The 22448-nt window shown below is 69.0% G+C and carries 25 protein-coding genes and 1 pseudogene; 20 read left to right on the top strand and 6 right to left on the bottom strand.

All coding sequences use genetic code 11. The features are described 5' to 3' along the window. Positions 1–27: 27 nt before the first annotated feature. From AB0F77_RS21815 to AB0F77_RS21805, 3 genes are all read right to left on the bottom strand, one after another. Positions 28–798 carry an ABC transporter permease gene (locus tag AB0F77_RS21815; RefSeq protein ID WP_361950998.1) on the bottom strand — a complete coding sequence of 257 codons (771 nt, stop codon included), beginning with the start codon at positions 796–798 and terminating at the stop codon, positions 28–30. Between the two features lie 88 nt (positions 799–886). Continuing rightward, on the bottom strand, positions 887–1810 hold the full coding sequence (locus tag AB0F77_RS21810) for an ABC transporter ATP-binding protein (RefSeq protein ID WP_361950995.1): 924 nt from the start codon (positions 1808–1810) through the stop codon (positions 887–889). Positions 1811–1841: 31 nt separating this feature from the next. Then, entirely contained in the window at positions 1842–2657 is an 816-nt protein-coding gene (locus tag AB0F77_RS21805) for an AAC(3) family N-acetyltransferase (protein ID WP_361950992.1), read from the bottom strand. 172 nt (positions 2658–2829) lie between these two features. Between AB0F77_RS21805 and AB0F77_RS21800 the strand changes: the two genes are divergently transcribed. From AB0F77_RS21800 to AB0F77_RS21745, 12 genes are all read left to right on the top strand, one after another. Continuing rightward, positions 2830–3564: a metalloregulator ArsR/SmtB family transcription factor gene (locus AB0F77_RS21800; protein WP_361950989.1), complete on the top strand. Its 735-nt coding sequence runs from the start codon at positions 2830–2832 to the stop codon at positions 3562–3564. Continuing rightward, positions 3561–4982 (top strand): Fe-S cluster assembly protein SufB, encoded by a 1422-nt coding sequence (gene sufB / locus AB0F77_RS21795; RefSeq protein WP_361950986.1) that lies wholly within the window; start codon positions 3561–3563, stop codon positions 4980–4982. The genes AB0F77_RS21800 and sufB overlap by 4 nt, the downstream gene beginning before the upstream one ends. Positions 4983–5040: 58 nt before the next feature. Beyond that, positions 5041–6225 carry a Fe-S cluster assembly protein SufD gene (gene sufD, locus AB0F77_RS21790; RefSeq protein WP_361950983.1) on the top strand — a complete coding sequence of 395 codons (1185 nt, stop codon included), beginning with the start codon at positions 5041–5043 and terminating at the stop codon, positions 6223–6225. Continuing rightward, the gene (locus tag AB0F77_RS21785) at positions 6222–6545 is read left to right on the top strand and encodes a bifunctional 3-phenylpropionate/cinnamic acid dioxygenase ferredoxin subunit (protein WP_361950980.1); all 324 of its coding nucleotides are present in this window, start codon (positions 6222–6224) and stop codon (positions 6543–6545) included. Before sufD ends, AB0F77_RS21785 begins: the two co-directional genes overlap by 4 nt. Positions 6546–6552: 7 nt before the next feature. Further along, positions 6553–7317 (top strand): Fe-S cluster assembly ATPase SufC, encoded by a 765-nt coding sequence (sufC, locus tag AB0F77_RS21780; protein WP_361950977.1) that lies wholly within the window; start codon positions 6553–6555, stop codon positions 7315–7317. Further along, on the top strand, positions 7314–8570 hold the full coding sequence (locus tag AB0F77_RS21775) for a cysteine desulfurase (RefSeq protein ID WP_361950974.1): 1257 nt from the start codon (positions 7314–7316) through the stop codon (positions 8568–8570). Before sufC ends, AB0F77_RS21775 begins: the two co-directional genes overlap by 4 nt. Positions 8571–8586: 16 nt before the next feature. Beyond that, positions 8587–9054 carry a Fe-S cluster assembly sulfur transfer protein SufU gene (sufU, locus tag AB0F77_RS21770; protein WP_361950971.1) on the top strand — a complete coding sequence of 156 codons (468 nt, stop codon included), beginning with the start codon at positions 8587–8589 and terminating at the stop codon, positions 9052–9054. Further along, a complete protein-coding gene (locus tag AB0F77_RS21765; protein WP_361950968.1) occupies positions 9051–9386 on the top strand; it encodes a metal-sulfur cluster assembly factor in 336 nt (111 codons plus the stop codon). The genes sufU and AB0F77_RS21765 overlap by 4 nt, the downstream gene beginning before the upstream one ends. 138 nt (positions 9387–9524) lie before the next feature. Beyond that, positions 9525–9845 carry a multidrug efflux SMR transporter gene (locus tag AB0F77_RS21760; RefSeq protein WP_361950965.1) on the top strand — a complete coding sequence of 107 codons (321 nt, stop codon included), beginning with the start codon at positions 9525–9527 and terminating at the stop codon, positions 9843–9845. Then, positions 9845–10408, top strand: coding sequence for a TetR family transcriptional regulator (locus tag AB0F77_RS21755; protein WP_361950962.1), 564 nt, complete (start codon positions 9845–9847; stop codon positions 10406–10408). The genes AB0F77_RS21760 and AB0F77_RS21755 overlap by 1 nt, the downstream gene beginning before the upstream one ends. A gap of 61 nt (positions 10409–10469) precedes the next feature. After that, positions 10470–10985 carry a hypothetical protein gene (locus tag AB0F77_RS21750; RefSeq protein WP_361950959.1) on the top strand — a complete coding sequence of 172 codons (516 nt, stop codon included), beginning with the start codon at positions 10470–10472 and terminating at the stop codon, positions 10983–10985. A 258-nt stretch (positions 10986–11243) separates the two neighbouring features. Beyond that, complete coding sequence (locus AB0F77_RS21745; RefSeq protein ID WP_361950956.1) at positions 11244–11537, top strand: hypothetical protein; 294 nt, start codon at positions 11244–11246, stop codon at positions 11535–11537. A gap of 44 nt (positions 11538–11581) precedes the next feature. Here AB0F77_RS21745 and AB0F77_RS21740 read toward each other — a convergent pair. Both AB0F77_RS21740 and AB0F77_RS21735 read right to left on the bottom strand, forming a co-directional pair. Further along, positions 11582–11773, bottom strand: a pseudogene (locus tag AB0F77_RS21740) (IS5/IS1182 family transposase); the annotation flags it as partial. Positions 11774–11809: 36 nt separating this feature from the next. Beyond that, on the bottom strand, positions 11810–12547 hold the full coding sequence (locus AB0F77_RS21735; RefSeq protein ID WP_361950953.1) for an XRE family transcriptional regulator: 738 nt from the start codon (positions 12545–12547) through the stop codon (positions 11810–11812). Between the two features lie 297 nt (positions 12548–12844). Between AB0F77_RS21735 and AB0F77_RS21730 the strand changes: the two genes are divergently transcribed. From AB0F77_RS21730 to AB0F77_RS21705, 6 genes are all read left to right on the top strand, one after another. Then, positions 12845–13162, top strand: coding sequence for a DUF6415 family natural product biosynthesis protein (locus AB0F77_RS21730; RefSeq protein WP_361950950.1), 318 nt, complete (start codon positions 12845–12847; stop codon positions 13160–13162). Between the two features lie 338 nt (positions 13163–13500). Further along, positions 13501–14490 carry a 2,3,4,5-tetrahydropyridine-2,6-dicarboxylate N-succinyltransferase gene (gene dapD / locus AB0F77_RS21725; protein ID WP_361950947.1) on the top strand — a complete coding sequence of 330 codons (990 nt, stop codon included), beginning with the start codon at positions 13501–13503 and terminating at the stop codon, positions 14488–14490. 238 nt (positions 14491–14728) lie between these two features. Then, positions 14729–15505 carry a class I SAM-dependent methyltransferase gene (locus tag AB0F77_RS21720; protein WP_361950944.1) on the top strand — a complete coding sequence of 259 codons (777 nt, stop codon included), beginning with the start codon at positions 14729–14731 and terminating at the stop codon, positions 15503–15505. Then, positions 15502–18159, top strand: coding sequence for an SUMF1/EgtB/PvdO family nonheme iron enzyme (locus AB0F77_RS21715; protein WP_361950941.1), 2658 nt, complete (start codon positions 15502–15504; stop codon positions 18157–18159). The genes AB0F77_RS21720 and AB0F77_RS21715 overlap by 4 nt, the downstream gene beginning before the upstream one ends. Then, a complete protein-coding gene (locus AB0F77_RS21710) occupies positions 18156–18422 on the top strand; it encodes a hypothetical protein (RefSeq protein ID WP_361950938.1) in 267 nt (88 codons plus the stop codon). The genes AB0F77_RS21715 and AB0F77_RS21710 overlap by 4 nt, the downstream gene beginning before the upstream one ends. Continuing rightward, the gene (locus AB0F77_RS21705) at positions 18419–19702 is read left to right on the top strand and encodes a hypothetical protein (RefSeq protein WP_361950935.1); all 1284 of its coding nucleotides are present in this window, start codon (positions 18419–18421) and stop codon (positions 19700–19702) included. The genes AB0F77_RS21710 and AB0F77_RS21705 overlap by 4 nt, the downstream gene beginning before the upstream one ends. A gap of 48 nt (positions 19703–19750) precedes the next feature. On the opposite strand, the gene dapA is transcribed toward AB0F77_RS21705, so the two are convergent. Next, a complete protein-coding gene (gene dapA, locus AB0F77_RS21700; protein WP_361950932.1) occupies positions 19751–20713 on the bottom strand; it encodes a 4-hydroxy-tetrahydrodipicolinate synthase in 963 nt (320 codons plus the stop codon). Between the two features lie 283 nt (positions 20714–20996). On the opposite strand from dapA, the gene AB0F77_RS21695 reads away from it, so the two are divergent. Then, entirely contained in the window at positions 20997–21614 is a 618-nt protein-coding gene (locus AB0F77_RS21695; protein WP_361950929.1) for a helix-turn-helix domain-containing protein, read from the top strand. Between the two features lie 13 nt (positions 21615–21627). Next, positions 21628–22368, top strand: coding sequence for an SRPBCC domain-containing protein (locus tag AB0F77_RS21690; RefSeq protein WP_361950926.1), 741 nt, complete (start codon positions 21628–21630; stop codon positions 22366–22368). Positions 22369–22448: the final 80 nt, after the last annotated feature.

Raw genomic sequence — 22448 nt, 5'->3', positions numbered from 1 at the left:
CCGTCTTCTCGGGGACCCCACCGCCGATCACTCCCAGCGGAACAGCCGGCCCGCAAGCGCCAGCCCCGCGACCGCCCACACGGCGAGGACGCCGAGGTCGCCCCAGGGTGTTCCGGCCCCGTGCTGGAGCACGTCCCGCAGGCCGTCGGAGAGGGCGGTGACGGGCAGCAGTCCGAGCACGTCCTGGGCGCCGGCGGGGAACTTGTCCAGCGGCACGATCACCCCGCCGCCGACGAGCAGCAGCAGGAAGACCAGGTTGGCGGCGGCCAGGGTCGCCTCGGCCTTCAGCGTGCCCGCCATGAGCAGACCGAGCCCGGAGAAGGCGGCGGTGCCGAGGACGAGCAGCAGCACCACGGAGGCGGGGTCGCCGTGCGGGGACCAGCCGAGCGCGAGGGCGATCGCCGTCAGCAGGATCACCTGGAGGACCTCGGTGACCAGCACGGACGCGGTCTTGGCGGTCATCAGGCCCCAGCGAGGCAGCGGGGAGGAGGCGAGCCGCTTCAGGACGCCGTAGCGCCGTTCGAAGCCGGTCGCGATGGCCTGGCCGGTGAACGCGGTCGACATCACGGCGAGGGCGAGGATGCCGGGGGCGAGGAAGTCGACGGCCTCGCCGGAGCCGGTGTCGATGATGTCCACGGAGCTGAACAGGACGAGCAGCAGCGTGGGGATGACGACCGTGAGCAGCAGCTGTTCGCCGTTGCGCAGCAGCATCCTGGTCTCGAGCACGGCCTGCGCCGCGATCATCCGGGGGAGGGGCGCCGCACCGGGCCTGGGCGCGTAGGTACCTGCCGTGGTCATGCGCGCAGCTCCTTGCCGGTCAGTTCCAGGCTGTGTCTTCCCGGGGGGCGACCCCCGGACCCCCGGCCGGGGGTCGTGCTGAGCGGAGTCATGCGCGCAGCTCCTTGCCGGTCAGTTCAAGAAAGACGTCTTCGAGGGTGTGGCGTTCGACGGAGATGCGGTCCGGCATCACGCCGTGCTGGGCGCACCAGGAGGTGACCGTGGCGAGCAGTTGCGGGTCGACCTTGCCGACCACCCGGTAGGAGCCCGGCGTCAGCTCGGCGGCCGTGCAGTCGGCGGGCAGCGCCTTGAGCAGGGAGCCGACGTCGAGGCCGGGGCGGCCGCTGAAGCGCAGGGTGTTCTCGGCGCCGCCGCGGCACAGCTCCTCGGGCGAGCCGTGGGCGATCACCCGGCCGGCGTCGATGATCGCGACGTCGTCGGCGAGCTGCTCGGCCTCGTCCATGTAGTGGGTGGTGAGGATCACGGAGACGCCGTCGTCGCGCAGGTCCCGCACGAGGTCCCAGGTGGCGCGGCGGGCCTGGGGGTCGAGGCCGGCGGTGGGCTCGTCCAGGAAGACCAGTTCGGGGCGGCCCACGACGGCCATGGCGAGCGCGAGCCGCTGCTGCTGGCCGCCGGACAGCCGCCGGTAGGGGGTCCGGCCGCAGCCTTCGAGGCCGAGCCGCTCGACGAGGGCGTCCACGTCGAGCGGATGGGCGTGCAGCCCGGCCACGTGGCGCAGCATCTCGTCGGCCCGCGCACCGGAGTAGACGCCGCCGGACTGGAGCATCACCCCGATCCGGGGGCGCAGCCGTGCGGACTCTCTCACCGGGTCGAGGCCCAGGACACGCACCGTGCCGGTGTCCGGCTTCCGGTACCCCTCGCAGGTCTCGACCGTGGTCGTCTTGCCCGCCCCGTTGGGGCCGAGTACGGCGGTCACTCCCGCCTCGGCCACCAGATCCAGGCCGTTCACCGCGGTCTTCGTTCCGTACCGCTTCACCAGGGCATGGATCTGGACCACGGGCTCACTTCGCATGGGTCCAGAGTCTAGGGACGCTTCCGGGGGCTCAGACGGGCGGGTGCGCAAACTCCTCGTCGCCCGGCCGGTGCAGGGGCAGCCACCGCTGTGCGTAGGCCACCGCGTCCGCCACCGGGAACAGCCGGGCGTCGGCCGCGCCGACCCGGCCGCGCACGACGGGCCGGTCCCGCTCGAAGTCGTGGCCGAGCTCGTCGAACCGCGCGGAGCTGATGGCGACCTCGGTGACGGTCTCCCAGCCGCCGCCCGGCGCGGGCCGGCCGACGGGGACGCGGGGGGCCGGGACGCGGTACTCGGCGAGGTGGAAGCTGGTGCAGGAGTCGTAGCCCGCGCCGAGCAGCAGCACCCGGGCGCCGAGGCGTTCCAGCCGGGCCAGTGGGCTGTGCTCGCCGAGCCGGCAGTCGCGCGCGTGGCCGTCGGTGACGTCCGCCGCGCGCGGGCCGAGCGCGGCGAACGACGTCTGGGGGTGGGCGCTGCGGCGGGCGCCGGGCCAGGTCCGTACGGCCTCGGGGATCACGCCGACCCCGAGGGAGGGGGTGGTGCCGGGGTCGTAGGCGGGCATCGTGGCGCGGACGGTGTCCCACCAGGCGGCGGGCACCGGCGGGTTCCGCCAGAGCGCCGGGTCGGAGAGGTGGCCGGTCTGGGTGGGGACCACGAGGGTGCCGTCAGGGCCGAGGGCGTCGAGCAGTCCCCGGACGACCGCGACGGGGCCTCCGTTGACCCAGCCGAGGGCGCTGAGCGAGGAGTGCACGAGGAGGGTCTCGCCGGCTCGGACGCCGAGTCGGCACAGCTCGGACGCGAGGGTGTCGCGGGTGACGAGTGGGCCGGTCGGAGGGGGTGCGGGCATGGTCGGGAGTGTCCCGGACGGGCCCGCGCGGCGCCATCGAATAGGCGTCCGGACAATGCTCGGGAAGATCGTTTCCGCAGGTCGGTTTAGGTATGCCTAAGTGACGCAGGGCACCGTGGACCGTGATGAAGGCGGCTTGTCAGGCTCTGAGGAATTACGCAACAATGGCGTTGTGAAAAACGTCGACGAGGCTCGGGAGACCCCCATCGGGGCCCCGCAGGACGAGCTCGCGACCGGGGAGCGCTCGACGCGCAACCGGGTCGCGCGATCGATCCTGGACCACGGGCCGTCGACCGTCGCCGAACTCGCCGGCCGGCTGGGGCTCACCCAGGCCGCGGTCCGCCGCCACCTGGACGCCCTGACCGCCGACGACGTGGTGCAGGCGCGCGAGCAGCGGGTGTACGGGGCGCGGACGCGAGGCCGCCCCGCCAAGGTCTTCGCGCTCACCGACTGCGGCCGCGACGCCTTCGACCAGTCGTACGACAAGCTCGCCGCGGACGCGCTGAGCTGGATCGCCGAGCGGGAAGGGGGCCAGGAGGCGGTCGCCGCCTTCGCCCGTGCCCGCACCGCGGCCCAGGCGAGCGCCTACCGCAAGGCCGTCGAGAGGGTCAGCCCCGACAAGCGCGCCGAAGCACTGGCCAAGGCCCTGAGCCTCGACGGGTACGCTGCCACGGCGCGCAGCGCACCGGTCGGCGAACAGCTCTGCCAGCACCACTGCCCGGTCGCGCACGTCGCCGAGCAGTTCCCGCAGCTGTGCGAGGCGGAGACGGAGATCTTCGCCGAGCTGCTCGGAACGCACGTCCAGCGACTGGCGACCATCGCCCACGGCGACGGCGTCTGCACGACGTTCATCCCCAAGACATCCACTGACGCATCTGCAAGCACGGCCGGGAGGAACCCCGCATGACGCTCCCCACGGAGACTGCCCACCCCGAACTCGAGGGCCTGGGCAAGTACGAATACGGTTGGGCCGACTCCGACGCGGCCGGTGCAGCGGCGAAGCGCGGCCTGAACGAGGACGTCGTCCGCGACATCTCCGACAAGAAGTCCGAGCCGGAGTGGATGACGAAGCTGCGGCTCAAGGGCCTGAAGCTGTTCGAGAAGAAGCCCATGCCCAACTGGGGCTCGGACCTCTCGGGCATCGACTTCGACAACATCAAGTACTTCGTGCGCTCCACGGAGAAGCAGGCGGAGTCCTGGGAGGACCTGCCCGAGGACATCAGGAACACCTACGACAAGCTCGGCATCCCGGAGGCGGAGAAGCAGCGCCTCGTCGCGGGCGTCGCCGCGCAGTACGAGTCGGAGGTCGTCTACCACCAGATCCGCGAGGACCTGGAGGAGCAGGGCGTCATCTTCCTCGACACCGACACCGCCCTGAAGGAGCACCCGGAGCTCTTCAAGGAGTACTTCGGCACCGTCATCCCCGCCGGTGACAACAAGTTCGCCTCCCTGAACACCGCCGTGTGGTCGGGCGGCTCCTTCATCTACGTGCCGAAGGGCGTGCACGTCGAGATCCCGCTCCAGGCCTACTTCCGCATCAACACGGAGAACATGGGCCAGTTCGAGCGGACGCTGATCATCGTCGACGAGGACGCCTACGTCCACTACGTCGAGGGGTGTACGGCCCCGATCTACAAGTCGGACTCGCTGCACAGCGCCGTGGTCGAGATCATCGTGAAGAAGGGCGCCCGCTGCCGCTACACGACGATCCAGAACTGGTCGAACAACGTGTACAACCTGGTCACCAAGCGCGCCGTGGCCTACGAGGGCGCGACCATGGAGTGGATCGACGGCAACATCGGCTCCAAGGTGACGATGAAGTACCCGGCCGTCTACCTGATGGGCGAGCACGCCAAGGGCGAGACCCTCTCCATCGCCTTCGCGGGCGAGGGCCAGCACCAGGACGCCGGCTCCAAGATGGTCCACATGGCGCCGAACACCTCGTCCAACATCGTCTCCAAGTCGGTGGCGCGCGGCGGCGGCCGTACCTCGTACCGCGGCCTGGTCGAGATCGGCGAGGGCGCCGCGGGCTCCAAGTCCAACGTGCTCTGCGACGCGCTGCTGGTCGACACGATCTCCCGCTCCGACACGTACCCCTACGTGGACGTCCGCGAGGACGACGTGTCCATGGGCCACGAGGCGACCGTCTCCAAGGTCTCCGAGGACCAGCTCTTCTACCTGATGAGCCGCGGCCTCTCCGAGTTCGAGGCGATGGCGATGATCGTGCGCGGCTTCGTCGAGCCGATCGCCAAGGAGCTCCCCATGGAGTACGCGCTGGAACTCAACCGGCTGATCGAGCTGCAGATGGAGGGCGCGGTCGGCTGACCGCCCCTCCGGAAGCAGCAGCGGATTTCTGACGAAGGAAGAGAGCAGACCGACAGCCATGGCTGAGGCTCAAAACATCCCCGTGGGCTCCACCACCGCGGGCCAGATCGCGGTCGCCGCCGAGTCGACCGTCGCCACGCGCATGAGCGCGCCCCCCTCCTTCGACGTCGCGGACTTCCCCGTGCCGCACGGCCGCGAGGAGGAATGGCGGTTCACCCCGCTGGAGCGGCTGCGCGGACTGCACGACGGGACCGCCGTCGCGAGCGGCACCGGCGTCAAGGTCGCCGTCGACGCGCCCGAGGGCGTCGTCGTCGAGACCGTCGGCCGGGACGACGCGCGGCTCGGCAGGGCCGGTGTCCCCGTGGACCGCGTCGCCGCCCAGGCGTACTCGGCCTTCGAGCAGGCCGGCGTGGTCACCGTCCCCAAGGAGACGGTCCTCACGGAGCCCGTCCGCATCGCCGTGCACGGTGAGGGCGGGGTCGCCTACGGGCACCAGGTCATCGAGCTGGGGGCCTTCGCCGAGGCCGTCGTCGTCATCGACCACACCGGTGACGCCGTGCTCGCCGCCAACGTCGACTACATCCTGGGCGACGGCGCCAAGCTCACCGTCGTCTCCGTCCAGGACTGGGACGACAAGGCCGTGCACGTCGGCCAGCACAACGCGCTGATCGGCCGGGACGCCACCTTCAAGTCGTTCGTGGTCACCTTCGGCGGCGACGTCGTACGCCTGCACCCGCGCGTCGCCTACGCCGGCACCGGTGGCGAGGCCGAGCTGTTCGGCCTGTACTTCACCGACGCGGGTCAGCACCAGGAGCACCGCCTCCTGGTCGACCACAACACCCCGCACTGCAAGTCCAACGTCGCCTACAAGGGCGCGCTCCAGGGCGACGACGCGCACGCGGTGTGGATCGGCGACGTGCTCATCGAGGCCAAGGCCGAGGGCACGGACACGTACGAGATGAACCGCAACCTCGTCCTCACGGACGGCGCCCGGGTCGACTCGGTGCCGAACCTGGAGATCGAGACCGGCGAGATCGTCGGCGCCGGACACGCCTCCGCCACCGGCCGCTTCGACGACGAGCAGCTCTTCTACCTGATGGCCCGCGGCATCCCGGAGCACGAGGCCCGCCGCCTCGTCGTCCGCGGCTTCTTCGCCGAGCTGGTCCAGCAGATCGGTGTCGCCGACATCCAGGAACGTCTCATCGACAGGATCGAGCAGGAGCTGGAGGCCTCGGTCGCATGAGCGACGCATTCGTACGCGCCTGTGGGCTGAGCGAGCTGGTGGAGGACACCCCCACGCGGGTCGAACTCGACGGCACGCCCGTCTCGGTCGTGAAGACCGGGGGCGAGGTGTTCGCCATCAACGACATCTGTTCGCACGCGAACGTCTCGCTCTCCGAGGGCGAGGTGGAGGACTGCCAGATCGAGTGCTGGCTGCACGGCTCCAGCTTCGACCTGCGCACCGGCAAGCCGTCCGGCCTCCCCGCGACGCGCCCCGTCCCCGTATACCCCGTAAAGATCGAAGGGGACGACGTGCTCGTCTCCCTCACCCAGGAGTCCTGAGGCATCCATGGCAACGCTTGAAATCCGAGACCTGCACGTCACCGTCGAGGCCGACAACGCCACGAAGGAGATCCTCAAGGGCGTCGACCTCACCGTGAAGCAGGGCGAGACGCACGCCATCATGGGCCCCAACGGCTCCGGCAAGTCGACCCTCGCCTACTCCCTCGCGGGTCACCCCAAGTACACCGTCACCGGCGGCACCGTCCTGCTCGACGGCGAGGACGTCCTGGAGATGTCCGTCGACGAGCGCGCCCGCGCGGGCCTGTTCCTGGCGATGCAGTACCCGGTCGAGGTCCCCGGTGTGTCGGTCTCCAACTTCCTGCGCACCTCCGCCACCGCGATCCGCGGCGAGGCCCCCAAGCTGCGCACCTGGGTGAAGGAGGTCAAGGAGACCATGGAGAGTCTCCACATGGACCCCTCCTTCGCCGAGCGCAACGTCAACGAGGGCTTCTCCGGCGGTGAGAAGAAGCGCCACGAGATCCTCCAGCTCGAACTGCTCAAGCCGAAGGTCGCGATCCTCGACGAGACCGACTCCGGTCTCGACGTCGACGCCCTGCGCATCGTCTCCGAGGGCGTCAACCGCGTCCGCGAGACCGGCGAGGTCGGCACCCTGCTGATCACGCACTACACGCGCATTCTGCGCTACATCAAGCCCGACCACGTCCACGTCTTCGCCGGCGGCCGCATCGTCGAGTCCGGCGGCCCCGAGCTCGCGGACAAGCTGGAGAACGAGGGCTACGAGGCATATGTGAAGGGTGGCGCATCCGCGTGACACAGCTGCCGGGCCTCCTCGACACCGAGGCGATCCGCAAGGACTTCCCCGTCCTGGACCGACTGGTCCACGACGGCAGGAAGCTCGTGTACCTGGACAACGCGGCGACCACGCAGAAGCCGCGCCAGGTGCTGGACGTCCTCGGCGACTACTACGAGCGCCACAACGCCAACGTCCACCGCGGTGTGCATGTGCTCGCCGAGGAGGCCACGGCGCTGTACGAGGGCGCGCGCGACAAGGTCGCCGAGTTCATCAACGCCCCGAGCCGCGACGAGGTGATCTTCACCAAGAACGCCTCCGAGTCGCTCAACCTCGTGGCCAACATGCTCGGCTGGGCCGACGAGCCCTACCGGGTGGACCACGAGACCGAGATCGTCATCACGGAGATGGAGCACCACTCCAACATCGTGCCGTGGCAGCTGCTCTCGCAGCGCACCGGCGCGAAGCTGAAGTGGTTCGGCCTCACCGACGACGGGCGGCTCGACCTCTCCAACATCGACGAGATCATCACCGAGAAGACGAAGATCGTCTCCTTCGTGCTGGTGTCGAACATCCTCGGCACGGTCAACCCCGTCGAGGCGATCGTGCGCCGCGCCCAGGAGGTCGGCGCCCTGGTCTGCATCGACGCCTCGCAGGCCGCGCCGCACATGCCGCTGGACGTCCAGGCGCTCCAGGCCGACTTCGTCGCCTTCACCGGCCACAAGATGTGCGGCCCGACCGGCATCGGTGTGCTGTGGGGCCGGCAGGAGCTGCTGGAGGACCTGCCTCCGTTCCTCGGCGGCGGCGAGATGATCGAGACCGTGTCGATGCACTCGTCGACGTACGCCCCCGCCCCGCACAAGTTCGAGGCGGGCACCCCGCCGATCGCCCAGGCGGTCGGACTGGGTGCGGCGATCGACTACCTGAACTCGATCGGCATGGACCGGATCCTCGCCCACGAGCACGCGCTGACCGAGTACGCGGTGCGTCGGCTGACCGAGGTCCCCGGCCTCAGGATCATCGGCCCGTCCACGGCCGAGGACCGGGGCGCGGCGATCTCCTTCACGCTCGGTGACATCCACCCGCACGACGTGGGCCAGGTCCTCGACGAGCAGGGCATCGCGGTCCGGGTCGGCCACCACTGCGCCCGCCCCGTCTGCCTGCGCTACGGAATTCCTGCGACCACACGAGCGTCGTTCTATCTGTACTCCACGCCGGCCGAGATCGACGCACTGGTCGAGGGGCTGGAGCACGTACGGAACTTCTTCGGCTGAGGGGCGTGCTGACAAGGTGAAGCTGGACTCGATGTACCAGGAAGTCATCCTGGACCACTACAAGAACCCGCACGGGCGTGGTCTTCGGGATGGCGACGCCGAGGTGCACCACGTGAACCCGACGTGCGGCGACGAGATCACCCTTCGTGTGAAGTACGACGGAACGACCATCGAGGACGTGTCGTACGAGGGCCAGGGCTGCTCGATCAGCCAGGCCAGCGCGTCCGTCCTGAACGAACTGCTGGTCGGCAGGGAGGTCACCGACGCGCAGAAGATCCAGGAGACCTTCCTGGAGCTGATGCAGTCCAAGGGCCGTATCGAGCCCGACGACGCCATGGAGGACATCCTGGAGGACGCGGTCGCGTTCGCCGGTGTCTCCAAGTACCCGGCCCGGGTCAAGTGCGCCCTCCTCAGCTGGATGGCGTGGAAGGACGCGACGGCCCAGGCGCTGGGCGGAGCCGACGCCGAAAGGAAGACGGCATGAGCGACACCGTGGAGATGAAGCCGGTCTCGGAGGAGGAACTCCGTGAGGCCCTGATGGACGTCGTCGACCCCGAGCTGGGCATCGACGTCGTCAACCTCGGCCTCATCTACGGCATCCACATCGACGACTCGGCGAACATCGCCACCGTCGACATGACCCTCACGTCGGCGGCCTGCCCGCTGACGGACGTCATCGAGGACCAGGCCAGGTCCGCCACGGACGGACTGGTCAACGAACTCCGCATCAACTGGGTCTGGATGCCGCCGTGGGGCCCGGACAAGATCACGGACGACGGCCGCGAGCAGCTGCGCGCGCTCGGCTTCAACGTCTGAGTCCCGCTGTACGCGCTTGAAGCGGCGGCACCCCGATGAGTGTGCCGCCGCTTCGGCGTTCTGTCGGGGGACCGTTGGTAGGGGATCGTGGGGGTCCTCTCGTACCCCGTGGGGCGCGGGTTATGTACGCTCGTACACATGGGATACCTGTTGCTCGCCGGAGCCATAGCGGCCGAGGTGACCGCCACGACGGCGATGAAGTACAGCGAAGGCTTCAGCCGGCTGGGCCCCTCGCTGGTGACCGCGCTGGGGTACGTCGTCTCCTTCCTCCTCCTCGCCCAGACCCTCAAGACCGTGCAGATCGGCACGGCGTACGCGATCTGGTCCGGCGTGGGCACCGCGGCCATCGCCCTGCTCGGCCTGCTGCTGTTCGGCGAGGGACTGACGGCCACGAAGATCGCCGGGGTCGTGCTGATCGTCGGGGGAGTGGTGGTGCTCAACCTGGGCGGCGCGCACTGATGCCCCGGCGCTACGACCCCGAGCGGCGCCGGCGGATCATCGACGCGGCGATCCGGGTCGTCGGGGCGAAGGGCATCGCCGGACTGAGCCACCGCTCGGTCGCCGCCGAGGCGGACGTGCCGCTCGGCTCCACGACGTACCACTTCGCGACCCTCGACGACCTGCTGGTCGCCGCGCTGCGCCAGGCCAACGAGGGCTTCGCGACCATGCTGGCCGAGCGGCTGCCGAGGGACGGCGACGGCGACCTGGCCGCGGAGCTGGCACGGGTGATGGGGGAGTGGCTGGGGGGCGACCGGACGGGGGTGGAGCTGGAGTACGAGCTGTACCTGGCCGCCCTGCGACGCCCGGCCCTGCGCCCGGTCGCGGCGGAATGGGCCCAGCAGACGGCGGCTCACCTCACCCCCCGCACGGACCCCACGACGGCCCACGCCCTCCTCGCCCTCCTGGACGGCATCTGCCTCCAGGTACTGCTGACGGGGGCTCCGTACGACGAGGAATACGCCCGGGAAGTCTTGTCGCGGGTGATCCCGTTCGCCGAACAGACCGGAACTCGGGCGACGTGACGGCGACGGAGACGGAGACGCGGGGACGGCCGCGGGCCGGAACCGGGGAGGGTGACGGACAGTGGCGCTCTGCTTCGAACTCGTGGTGAACTTCGGCGACAACATCGAGGCCGCACGGGCCGCGGCGCTCACCCAACCGCGGCCACTCGTGCTCCGCGCGGGTGCCCATCGCATCCCTCTCCACCGACCGCTCCTGCACACGGCGGAGCCGCACATCGAGCTGTCGGTCATCCCGGTGGCCGTCGGCTTCGGCGTCGCTGTCGACGGCAGCCTGCCGCGATTTCGGCTCACCGCGACCGAGTTGACGGAACTGGCGCACCAGCTCTACGGGCTGCTGGCAAGGTTTCAGGGCTACGTCGCCGCCAAGGTGGGATGGGACCCGGAAGGCATTCTGGACCTCGACGATCTCAGGTCCGACTGGGCGGACGAACTCCGCGACGGCACCCTCCACGGCCTGGTCCTCTCCGAACAGCTGCACACCGAACTCGGCCTGGGCGCTGATTACGTCGAGTTCCGGCCGGGCTACCGATGGATCCCGTACCGCGGCGAGGAGCCAGGGAGCGTCGGTGTGAACTGACGGAATTCTGTTCCGGCAGCGGACCGGTTCACCGTGGCCGGCGGGACCTGCCGTTCAGAGTGCCTGCTTGATCCGTTAGCCACGGGGGTGGGCGGGTACCGGCTGGTCAAGGGCGTGTTCAGCGCGTGGATGACGTAGCGGGTCATGCGGCTGAGGTGCTTTCCGGAGCCGACGGTCATGGGGGGACGTATGGGCGAGCGACGGCTTCACGGATGTTCCGGAACGGTGGTGGGGCTTATTCTCGCGGTGCTCTCTGCCATGCTTCTCGGCAGAGCACTGAGCGCCTGCGACGCCGGCGTCAACAACGCGGCGAACAGCACCTTCCTTCTCATCCTCTTCATCCCGTCCCTCTGGGGCCTCCTGGTCCTGGGTTGGGTCGCCGTGGGCGTTCTCCTGGGGAAACAACCTCTCCTCCACGCCCTCACCCTCATGGCGGTACTCCTCGCCCTGTGCTGGTGCGCTGTCTCGCTCTTCTGGAACGGCCCCACGTACGACTGCCCCAGCGGCGTGCCTTCGTGGTGGCCGGGCCCCCTCCCGGCTCCCGGATTCTGAGCCGGAGACGGGGTCGGTGGGCGAACGCAAGGCGAGCGGGCGACGCCGGCCGAGTGCCGATGAGCCCGGCAGGAGGCGGAGTCCACGCCGACCATGCTCCAGTCGATCCGGCCCCCGGCATCTGCGTCCGCCTGGACGGCCCGCAAGATTTTTTCCCGTGTGCCGTCCGCTGACCACCTGCGATGACGGTCGTGAACCGTCTTCCGCTCCCTGAATCGGAACGACAGGTCCCGCCAGCCACGACAAACCTGTCCGCTGCCGCCGGACACGGCCTAGGCAGCCTGGTGCACTGGCTGAGACCGTTCCCACAGTTCCTCGGCGTGCTCGGCGAACCGGTCGAACATGCCGCCGTGCTTCACCCTGCGCAGATGCATCAACGGCGAGTCGTGGCCAACCACCCTCGCCAGATGCGGAGTCACCAAGGCTTGGTCGTCGAACCGGAACACCGAGAGCGACACATGGTTCACCGCGTCCTCGGGAGCGCTGTGACGGACTTCGAGCCCGCCCACGTCTCCGAGTTTCCCCAGTTCTTGAAGCGTCATGTGGATGCGCGTCGACACGGTCAAGGTCACGTCCTCGATGACCTCGCGTTGCCTGGTCACTTCGCCGTTCGGGTCCCCCAACAGGAAGCGGACTCGGCAACCGGCCTTCACTTTGCGCCTGAGCGTCTGGGAGAACGCCGGTACCAGCGTCCAGAAGAAGTAGTTGGTGTAGCCCGAAAGAAAAAGATCTTGTTCGGTGTCATCGATCAAGCTTGCCCACAAGGTCGAGGGCGCCGCCGACCGGTACGGGTAGCTCTGGACGATCTCCAGGTCGCCACCTGTTTTGACTCGGTCCCGTACAGCCTTGGGCCAGAGCATTTCTTCATCCACTCCCAACGCGCGGGCGGCGTCTTCTCTGTTCCGAGGGTGCGGTAACAGGTCTTCATCGGCCAACCACCGCTCCACCGTCTTGCCGGTCACTCCGATGCCGGCAGCCAACCGTCTGGGGGACTGGTTCGCTGCCTCCATAGCCGATCGTAGGGCGGTGTTCAAGGCTCCCCCTAGGGTCTTTTGGGCGTTCTTCAACGTACCGCCCGGACGTCCCAACTGACGTGGGCAAGGGGGAGATTCGTCCGTCTCGGGGACCGAGGCTGTACAGGCGACCGCACGCGGGTGGGAGAGCGCCCCCGCCTCTCCCCGCACATGGTCCGCACAGCAAACCACCCGACCACATCCAGGGTGATCGGATGGGCCGACTGCCAGGAGTCGACAGCAGTGAACAGCACAGCCGGGCGGACACCCGCACAGGAACTTGGTCTAGGAGCCATGCGCAAGGCTGCACGGCATCTCATCAGGCCCGACGATGGGCCCGAAGCACTGCCATCGTCCGCGGCCGAGCTGGATCAGCTTGTGATCCGGATTCGCGCCCACTTGGGTGTGATCATGCCCGAGGTGCAGCGTCTGGCCGAAGGTTTCGGAGAGGAGACCATCCTTGGATACGGGGCGCTGGTCACTGTCGAGAGCGCCCGCGAGCGTCTTGAGGCCGACCCCGGGCCCGACCTGCTCAACCGAGTGATCCACGCTCGGCGACTGGCCCGCTCGCTTCAGTCGCTGTGCCGCTACTGGGAAGTACTCGCCCGGTGAACCGCATCCGGGTGTACGCGCGATGCCAGGGCTGTGGCAGGGACATCACCGACCCCGACGAGGTCTTCCGCATCGCGTGGGAGGACGGTGGCAGCGGGACCGGCTGGCCGATCCATGTGCACCGGCACCACGTCACCCATCCGTCGGATCCCGTTGCCGAGCGCCCCATGATGCGCCTTTGGATCTCCAACTGGAAGCGATCAGCGCGGGCCCGACAGGAAGCCGCGGCTGAGGCGGACCGCGCTCAACCCCCACTCGCATAGATTCGACCGCCGGGGCTCCTTGCGCCACGTCCCACGAGGTCTCGCGCAGCTCTCCCGGAATGAGAAACTACGCCTATGACCGACACGACTGCTGCTCGTACCACCGGCGCCGTTGCCGCCGGCCTCGCCACCGTCGCCGCCGACGGCACCGTTCTCGACACCTGGTACCCCGCCCCCGAACTCGCCGCGGAGCCCGGTCCGTCCGGTACCGAGTCGCTGTCGGCCGACCAGGCGGTGGAGCTGCTCGGCGAGAGCGCCGCACGCGCCATCGGCCCCGACACGCGGCGCGACGTCGAGGTGATCGCGGTCCGCACGGTCATCGCGTCCCTGGACGACAAGCCGATCGACGCGCACGACGTCTATCTGCGGCTGCACCTGCTCTCCCACCGGCTGGTCAAGCCGCACGGCCAGAGCCTGGACGGCATGTTCGGCTTCCTCGCCAACGTCGCGTGGACCTCGCTCGGCCCGGTGGCGGTCGACGCGATCGAGACGGTGCGTCTGAACGCCCGTGCCGAGGGGCTGCACCTCCAGGTGACGTCCGTCGACAAGTTCCCGCGGATGACGGACTACGTCGTGCCCAAGGGCGTGCGCATCGCCGACGCCGACCGGGTGCGGCTGGGCGCGCACCTCGCCGAGGGCACCACGGTCATGCACGAGGGCTTCGTGAACTTCAACGCGGGCACGCTCGGCACGTCCATGGTCGAGGGCCGCATCTCCGCGGGCGTGGTCGTCGGCAACGGCTCGGACATCGGCGGCGGCGCGTCCACGATGGGCACGCTGTCCGGCGGCGGCAACGTGATCATCTCCATCGGCGAGCGCTGCCTGATCGGCGCCGAGGCGGGCGTCGGCATCGCGCTGGGCGACGAGTGCGTGGTGGAGGCGGGCCTGTACGTCACCGCCGGCACCCGCGTCACGATGCCCGACGGTCAGATCGTCAAGGCGCGCGACCTGAGCGGCGCGTCCAACATCCTCTTCCGCCGCAACTCGATCACCGGCACGGTGGAGGCCCGCCCCAACAACGCGGTCTGGGCAGGCCTGAACGACATCCTCCACAGCCACAACTGATCATCGGCGGCCGTGCAGGTGGCCGCCCTCGTGGGCATCGAGCGCCCTCCCTCGCAGCTTCAGGCTTGCTGGGGGAGGGCGCTCGGCATTGTCGGACAGGGGCGCCCGATGCCGCCCGCACGCCCGGCGAGGTCCAGCAACCGCCGGATTACGCACTGTTGCCGTATGTGCACCCGCGATAACCTGCAAGGTGTCTGTGCGGCACAACCAGCAGCATACGAAGGGCACGAGGGGGACCGTGGAGCGGCGCGACATGCGAGGGCACTACGAGGGCCTGGCAGCCGAGTACGACGAGCACTGGGTCTATGGTCCGGACTACGTTCCCTGGATGGCCGGCCGGATCATCGAAGCGCTACAGCTCGTCCCCACCGACCGGATCGCCGACATCGGATCCGGGACGGGTCTGTTCGCCCGTGAGGTCGCCGAGCAACTGCGGCCACGTGATCCGATTCTGTGTGTCGACCCCTCCGAGGCGATGCTCCAGCAGTTGAGCGCGTCGTCGTCGGTCGGCCTGACGCCCGTCGTGGCTTCCGCCGAGAGCATCGCCGAAGGGCGTATCAATCTGCCGTACGAACAGTTCGACGCGATCTGGCTGAAGGAGTCGGTGCACCACGTGGCCGATCCGGCGCTCACGCTCCGTGGTCTGGCCGACCGCCTGTCCCCCGGAGGACGGTTGCTGGTGGTCATGCTTCCGGCCAGCATTCAGTACCCCCTCTTCAAAGCTGCCCTCGCCCGTTTCGAGGAGCTGCAGCCGGATCCGAGTCTCATCGAGGGACATCTGCGAGCCGCTGGGCTGAAGGCCAGTCTCAGCTACGTCGAGCACGAGCTGCGCATAGATCGGGAAAAGTACCTCGGTATGGTGCGTGCCCGTTACATGTCCCTGCTTTCCACCTTCAACGACAGCGAGATCGAAAAGGGCTTGGAAGAGATGAGAGTCGCTCATCCCGAACCCGAGCTGGTGTTTCCCGACCGGTTCGCGTTCGTTCTCGGCCGGCACCCCGGGGAGGGCACGTGAGCACCGTGGTCGACGAACGGCTGCGGCGCCTGCGGGGTGAGCTCGACGACCACTCGCGGATCGCCGATCGACTGGGACTCGATCTGGAGCGGCCGTTACGGTCCCTCAACGACGGTTACCCCGAGAATGCCGTCGCCCTGATCGGGAAATTGACCGAGAAACTGCTCAAGGAGCTGTGGCGCCACCACGGTATCGAGGGCGATCCGTCCACGAAGGCACTGAACGACCTCGTCAAGCGCTGCCGACCGTACATTCGTAGCAACACGGTCCTGGACGCACTTGAGGACATCCGGCGTCTTCGTAACCGGTCCACGCACGACGGATACGACATCAGTGACGAGGACGGGCTATTGGCGGTCCGCAGACTCGTCGACGTTCTGGTCTGGTTCACCGACACCGGGAGCGCAGCGCTTCTCGGCGGTGAGCCCGACATGGCGCCAGAGGTGGCGCGTCGCTGCGAGTTCCTTGCCGGTCTGTACGTCACCCTCGGCTACCGGCAGGCCAAGCGGTTCGTCCTGAGCCCGGACACCGTGTACCAGCTGTTCTGCCGTGAGTCCGGGATGCGGCTGGAGTACGTGGAACTGATGCTCTCCCGCGATGCGGACGACCTCAGTACCGTCCTGGCCTCAAGCGGTGGTGAGCTCCTGCGGACCCGGCTGCCCAAACTCACTCGGTTCGTGGTTCTGGACGATGACGGAAGCGCAGCGCCGCCCGGCGCACTCCATCAGATGCTGGGTCTGGACTTCCGTATCGTTCGATACGACGGTTTCGTCGATACCATCGTCAATCTTGAGGCCCACCTCGCCGATGTCGCCTCCGCCGATGACCTGGGGGAGCAGCGAACCGCTGTCGCCGCCGCGGCGCTGACCACCGACCCGCGTACGGGCGAGCCGACGGTGGAACAGTCCGGCGACGCGGCAGAGTTGCTGACTCGTCTCGCGCGCGGCAGCGCGAATGTCCTGGTAACAGGTCGCCCGGGGAGCGGCAAGAGCACACTGCTGCGCTCGTTGGCCGCTGACCCGGAGATCCGCCGCTTCCGGTTCTACTTCGACCTCGGTCTCAAACCGAAGGACGAACCGTTTTCCGAGTACGCGGTGCGCATTCTCGCACCGACCATGACGTCGGAGCGCTCACGTGCCTATGACCTCTTCCTCTACCTCATCCGCTCCGGGACGGCGCTGTGCGTCCTCGATGCAGTAGACGAGGGAGTCGAGGAAGCGAGTCCCGCCGGGTTCCTGCGACTCTTCACCGATCTCGCGGCCGTCCTGTCGGCCGAATCCGCGGTGGTCATGAGCTCACGGGTGTCCTTCCTCGCAGACTCACCCCAAGTGCGGCAGCTGTTGGACAGCGGGGCCGGCCGCTCCGAGCAGCTGGTCGAGCAGATGTACGCCAACGGTGTCGACCCCTCCCGTGTCCCTCACTTCCATGTCGTACGGCTGGCCGAGCCCGAGGCAACTCCTCTGGAAACCCGCCTGACCACGGCGCTCGGCCTTCCGGCGGGACAGCGTCTCGCGGACATCCTCGGCGCTCACCTCACGCAAACCCTGGCCGAGCGTGGGCAGCCCGAGCTGGAACAGCGGCTGCCTTCCGTGTTCGGACACGCTTTCCTCACCGATCGGACCGTGTTCTCACTCCTTGACCTGCACCGGCAGTTGGGGGCAAGTGCCTTCCTCGACGGGCGCCTCGATCGCGACGCCTGTGTCCTCGCTTCCGTACTGCGGTCGGCCGGACCCGATCACGTCGCCTTCGTGCACACGGCTTACCAAGAGCTGCTGGCCGCCAGGTTTCTGTCCGAACCGGCGAACCGGGAACTGGCGGCAAACCTCCCCGGCGGTGCCTTCCTCACCGAGCAGGTGCGCGCATTCCTCGCCGGAATACCCGGCAGTCCGGCGAGCGACGACTGCGTGCTGCCCGCCGGTGCATACCTCGTTGGCCCGACCGAACGGCTGTTGGTCCGTCGCGTCGAGCGTCCCGTGCATTTCGATCGCCATGCCGTGACCGTCGCGCGCTACCGCCGTTTCCTCGACGCCCTCGACGCGGACGGCACCTCCCAGTGGGACCACCCCGACCAGCCTTCCGGCATCACACATCGGCCTTGGACGGATCGGTTGCGGCTGCCCGACTACTATGAGAATCCGCGCTACGACTCCTACCCCGCGATCTGCGTCAACTGGTGGAGCGCGTACGCCTTCGCCGCGTTCGAAGGCAAACGTCTACCCACCTCCCTCGAATGGGAGGCCGCCGCGCGGGGTGTCGACGGACGGCTCTTCCCCTGGGGCGACAATCCCGACAGCACCCGTGTCAACTGCGCCGACACGTGGGTCGGCCGACCTGTCGTGACGTATCAAGCCTGGTATCGGGACTTCGCGGGCGACGCCGCGCGCCGTGCCGGGGTGACTTCCGTCCATGAACGACCGGACAACCGCTCCCCCTATGGCCTGCTCGACATGGTGGGCAATTGCTGGGAGTGGACTTCCACCAGCCTGGACGACCCCGGCGAGGCCGTCATCTGTGGCGGTAGCTACGACAACCCCATACGTGCAGTACAGACAAGCACCAAAGGCATCTATCGGAAGCGCGGCGGAAGCAACGCGGTCGGCTTCCGTTGTGTGCAGGACATCGACACGTCCAGGCCAGAGGAGACGAGAGCATGACCGGCGGTGGGCCGCGTCACGGACGTATCGTTGACCGGCGCCCCAGTGGGGGAGGGGCCAGCGGTGCGCTCGGCTCGTACATCGTCCGGGACGACGAGGACGAGCGGTACTACAGCTTCGACTATCGGCAGATCGTGACCGAGGGGTTTCGGACCATCCGCACGGGCGAACGCGTCCGCTTTCACGTCAGCGCGGAAAGCCCTGACCGGGCCGAGTTCGTCATTCGCCTCAACCAACCCGACCCGGCCGAGTACTACGGGTGACAGCCAACCGAATTCCGCTGCTCAACGAGGTCACAGGAACGCGCCAGGAACTGACAGTCGTCCTGCCCGTGCGGCTGCTACGCGTTCCCGGCTGGCCCGAAGGCCCCTTTCCCTTCGAACTGGGCAGTCGTCGCACCGATACCGAGACTCGGTCCACCTACTTCGCCCCCGCCTCCGCCCGCGCGTTGTACGGCGCGCCTGGACGGCCACGCCGCTGGCACCTGCCGCTGGACGACAAGCACAACGGTCTGCATCTGCTCGGCATGGAGCTTCTCCGCGCGGCCACCGCTCGCAACCCCGAACACGCCCTCGCCGTCCTGCACTTCAGTGTGGAAAGACCGCTGCTGCCGGTGTTGCGGGCACTGGCCAGGCGGCGACCCGCCACCATCGAGGAACCGCTCACCGGCCCATTCGACCCGGCCCGGCTTCTCGACGGCATCGCCGATGTCCGCGCCCCCGCCACACCGTTCGCGACCGCCCGTCCCTACACGGTCGCCTTCATGAGCCCGAAGGAGCAGCATTCCCCCGCCCTCCGCACCGGGGCGGAAGGGGCATTGCCCGCCACCGCGGACCGCTGGCTGTGGCAACTGGCGTCATGCTCCACATCCGAGGACTTCCCACTGCCTCCTGAGACTGTCCACGACCAACTCAAGGACACGGTGCGGATCTCGGCGGACTGGAGCGCGCTGGTACTGCGTCAAGGTGCCGCCTTTCTCGGACACCGGACCGACACCGGTGCGGGCGACTTCTTCGAGTTCGGCGCGCTGCACTCCCGTACCGTCTACCTCGACGCTCTGCTCCTCGGTTCACTGCAGCGCGACCACATCGACGAGCTCACCGACGAACTCTCCGATGTGTTCAACTCCTCTCGGCTCGCCCGTCGTGTCGCCACGCTGGAGAAGAACATCGCCGTCTTCCGCAGCACCTACTGGCGACAGCACCTCACCGCGCACGGCGCGGCGAACGATCTCCTGCTCGCTTTCCAGAACCAGCACCGACTGCCCACACGTTTTGACGAGATCCTCGCTGAAGCAGCCGATTACAGCAGGCTCGTGCAGACGCAGGAAAGCCAGCAGATCAGCGGGGCCCTGGGCGTCCTCACCATCCTCGGCCTGCCCCTCGGCACGGCGCTTGGCGTCCTCCAGGTTCTCGACGACCACTCCGTGGCGCACCTGATCATCTCGCTCGCGCTGTCGGTCGCCGCCACCGCGGCAGTCCTGACGACACGGTACGGGCGCCTGGTCCTCTCATCGCTGAGAGGCGGGGGCGGCAAGGCATGACCAGACGTGTTCTCAGCCGCCTGGTAGTTCGGCTTCGGGTGGAATCGATCAGCCGGACAGGAGGGCGTCGTATGTTGCCAGCAGTTCCTCGGACGTCTCCCGGTCGGCCGGGAGCAAGGGGGCTCGGACGGGGCCCGCGGGGTGGCCCAGCAGGCCGAGCAGGGACTTCGCCGTGACCGTGCCGGGCAGGCCCGCGGCCGTCATCGCCTCGATCAGCGGGGTGAGGCGGTGCTGGAGGCGGGTCGCCGCGGCCGTGTCGCCCGCCTCGAACTCCGCCAGGACGTCCGCGACATGGCGCGGGACGACGTTGGCGACCGTGCTGACACAGCCCGTCGCGCCCACCGCGCGCAGCGCGAGGACGTGTTCGTCGCAGCCCGCGTAGTACGCCAACTCCGTGCGCGCCAGCACCTTCTGGGTGCCGAGGAAGTCGTAGGAGCAGTCCTTCACCGCCACGATCCGCGGGTGTTCCGCCAACCGGACCAGGGTGTCGGGGGCGATGCGCGTCCCGGTGCGGCCGGGGATGTCGTACAGCATCACCGGCAGCCCGCTCGCGTCCGCCACCGCGCGGAAGTGGGCCTCCACGGCGTCCTGCGGGGGCCTGCTGTAGTACGGCGTCACCACCAACACCCCGTCGGCTCCCGCCTGTTCGGCCGCCGACGCGAGTTCGGCCGTGTGCCGGGTGTCCGCGGTTCCGATGCCCGTGACGAGCGGCACCCCCTCGCCCACGGCCGCGCGGACCGCCCGTACCAGGTCGGCCTTCTCCGCGTCCGTGGTCGTCGGGGACTCACCCGTCGTCCCGTTCAGCACCAGCCCGTCGCAGCCCTCCGCCACCAACCGCGCCGCCAGTGCGCCGGCTCCGTCCAGGTCGAGGGCGCCCGACCCGGTGAAGGGCGTGATCATCGCGCAGAGCGTCCGGCCGAAGGGCACCCCGGGAGGGAGAGAGGCCGAGTGAGGGGTTGCGGACGGGGTCGGGGCAGGGGGCGGAGTCCGAGGTCGGGTCGGGGGTGTCATGGGTGCAGTCTTCGTCCACTTGTCATCTCATTCCACCGAATTACCGGCCGTGGTGGACACCGGGCCACCGGGACACCGGGCGACTGGGACACCGGGCCACCGGGCGACTGGGCCACCGGGTGACTGGTGAGTGGGCGGCTGGGCTACTGGGCCGCCACTGGGCTACTGGGCCACTGGGACTCCGGGACACCGGGACTCCGGCCCCCCCCCGGACCCCCGGGCTCCCCCCACCGAACGCTCCGTTCTCCTGGACAAAAAAAGTTTTCGGTGAGAGTGTGGAGTCATGCTGGACGTGACCGTGATCGAGGACCCCGAGGCCGCCGCCGTGTCGCTGGACCCCATACGGGCCCGGCTGCTCGCCGAGCTGGCCGGCGAACCCGCGTCGGCCGCCATGCTCGCCGGCCGGGTGGGGCTGCCCCGGCAGAAGGTGAACTACCACCTCAAGGCCCTGGAGCGGCACGGCCTGGTCGAGCTGGCGGGAGAGCGCCGCAAGGGCAACGTCACCGAGCGGCTGATGCGCGCGACCGCCGCGTCGTACGTCATCTCGCCCCTCGCGCTCGCCGCCGTGCAGCCCGACCCGGACCGCTTCCGGGACCAGCTCTCCGCCCGCTGGCTGCTCGCGCTCGGCGCCCGGCTCGTCCGGGACGTCGGCACTCTGATCACCGGCGCCGCGAAGGCCCGCAAGCGGCTCGCGACGTACGCGCTGGACGGCGAGGTCCGCTTCGCCTCCGCCGCCGACCGCGCCGCCTTCGTCCAGGAGCTGACCGCGGGCGTGAGCGCGCTGATCGGCAAGTACGACACCCCCGACGCGGAGCAGGGCCGCGACCACCGCATCGTCGTCGCCTTCCACCCCACGGTCAGGGAACCCCGGCCCGTCGAACGCGACACCCCGTCAGACTGAGCAGGAGCACGTGATGCCCAAGGAATTCGAGATCGCCCGTGAGTTCGAGGTCGACGCCACCCCCGAGCAGGTGTGGGAGGCGGTCACCAGCGGCACGGGCGGATATCTGTGGCCCATGGAGCCGTCCGAGCCGCGCGTGGGCGGCCGGGGGCCCTTCGGGTCCGTCGTCACCGCCTGGGACCCGCCGCACCGGTACACCAACCGCGTCGAGGACGTCGAGGGAATCGCCGAGCAGACCCTCAACCAGCTCGATTACGAAGTCGAGCCCCGCGACGACGGCCGCCGCGCGTGGGTGCGCTACGTGCACAGCGGCATCTTCGTCGACGACTGGGACAACCAGTACGACGGAGCCGCCAAGCACACCGACTTCTACCTGCACACCCTGCGCGAGTACCTCGTCCACTTCGCGCCCCGCGCGGTCGCCTTCACCACCTTCGACGGGCCCGAGGCGTCCAAGGCCCCCGGTTCCTTCTCCGCCGTCGGCCGCGCGCTCGGCCTCGCGGACGACACCGCCGCCGGCACACGGGTCCGGGCGAACGGGCCCGGCGGCCGCCCGGTCGACGCGGTGCTCGACTACCGTGACCCGTACTTCATCGGGCTGCGCACCGACGACGCCCTCGTCCGCTTCTTCGGCCGCGACCACTGGGGCGCCCCGGTCGGCATCTCCGTGCACGACTTCGCCCCGGACGCCGACGCCAAGGCGGACGAGACCGCCTGGCAGGGCTGGCTGAACGGGGTCTTCGCACGGCCCTGAGAAGGTTTCGGCCATGTACGGGGACCGGCGGGGAGATGAACCGGGCGGCATGCGGCCAAATCCGTCTAGGCTGAGCGGCT

The sequence above is a fragment of the Streptomyces sp. NPDC026672 genome (assembly GCF_040638185.1).
Classification (GTDB): domain Bacteria; phylum Actinomycetota; class Actinomycetes; order Streptomycetales; family Streptomycetaceae; genus Streptomyces.
The sequence above is the reverse complement of the archived record's forward strand: the minus strand, read 5'-3'. Positions and strand labels throughout refer to the sequence as shown.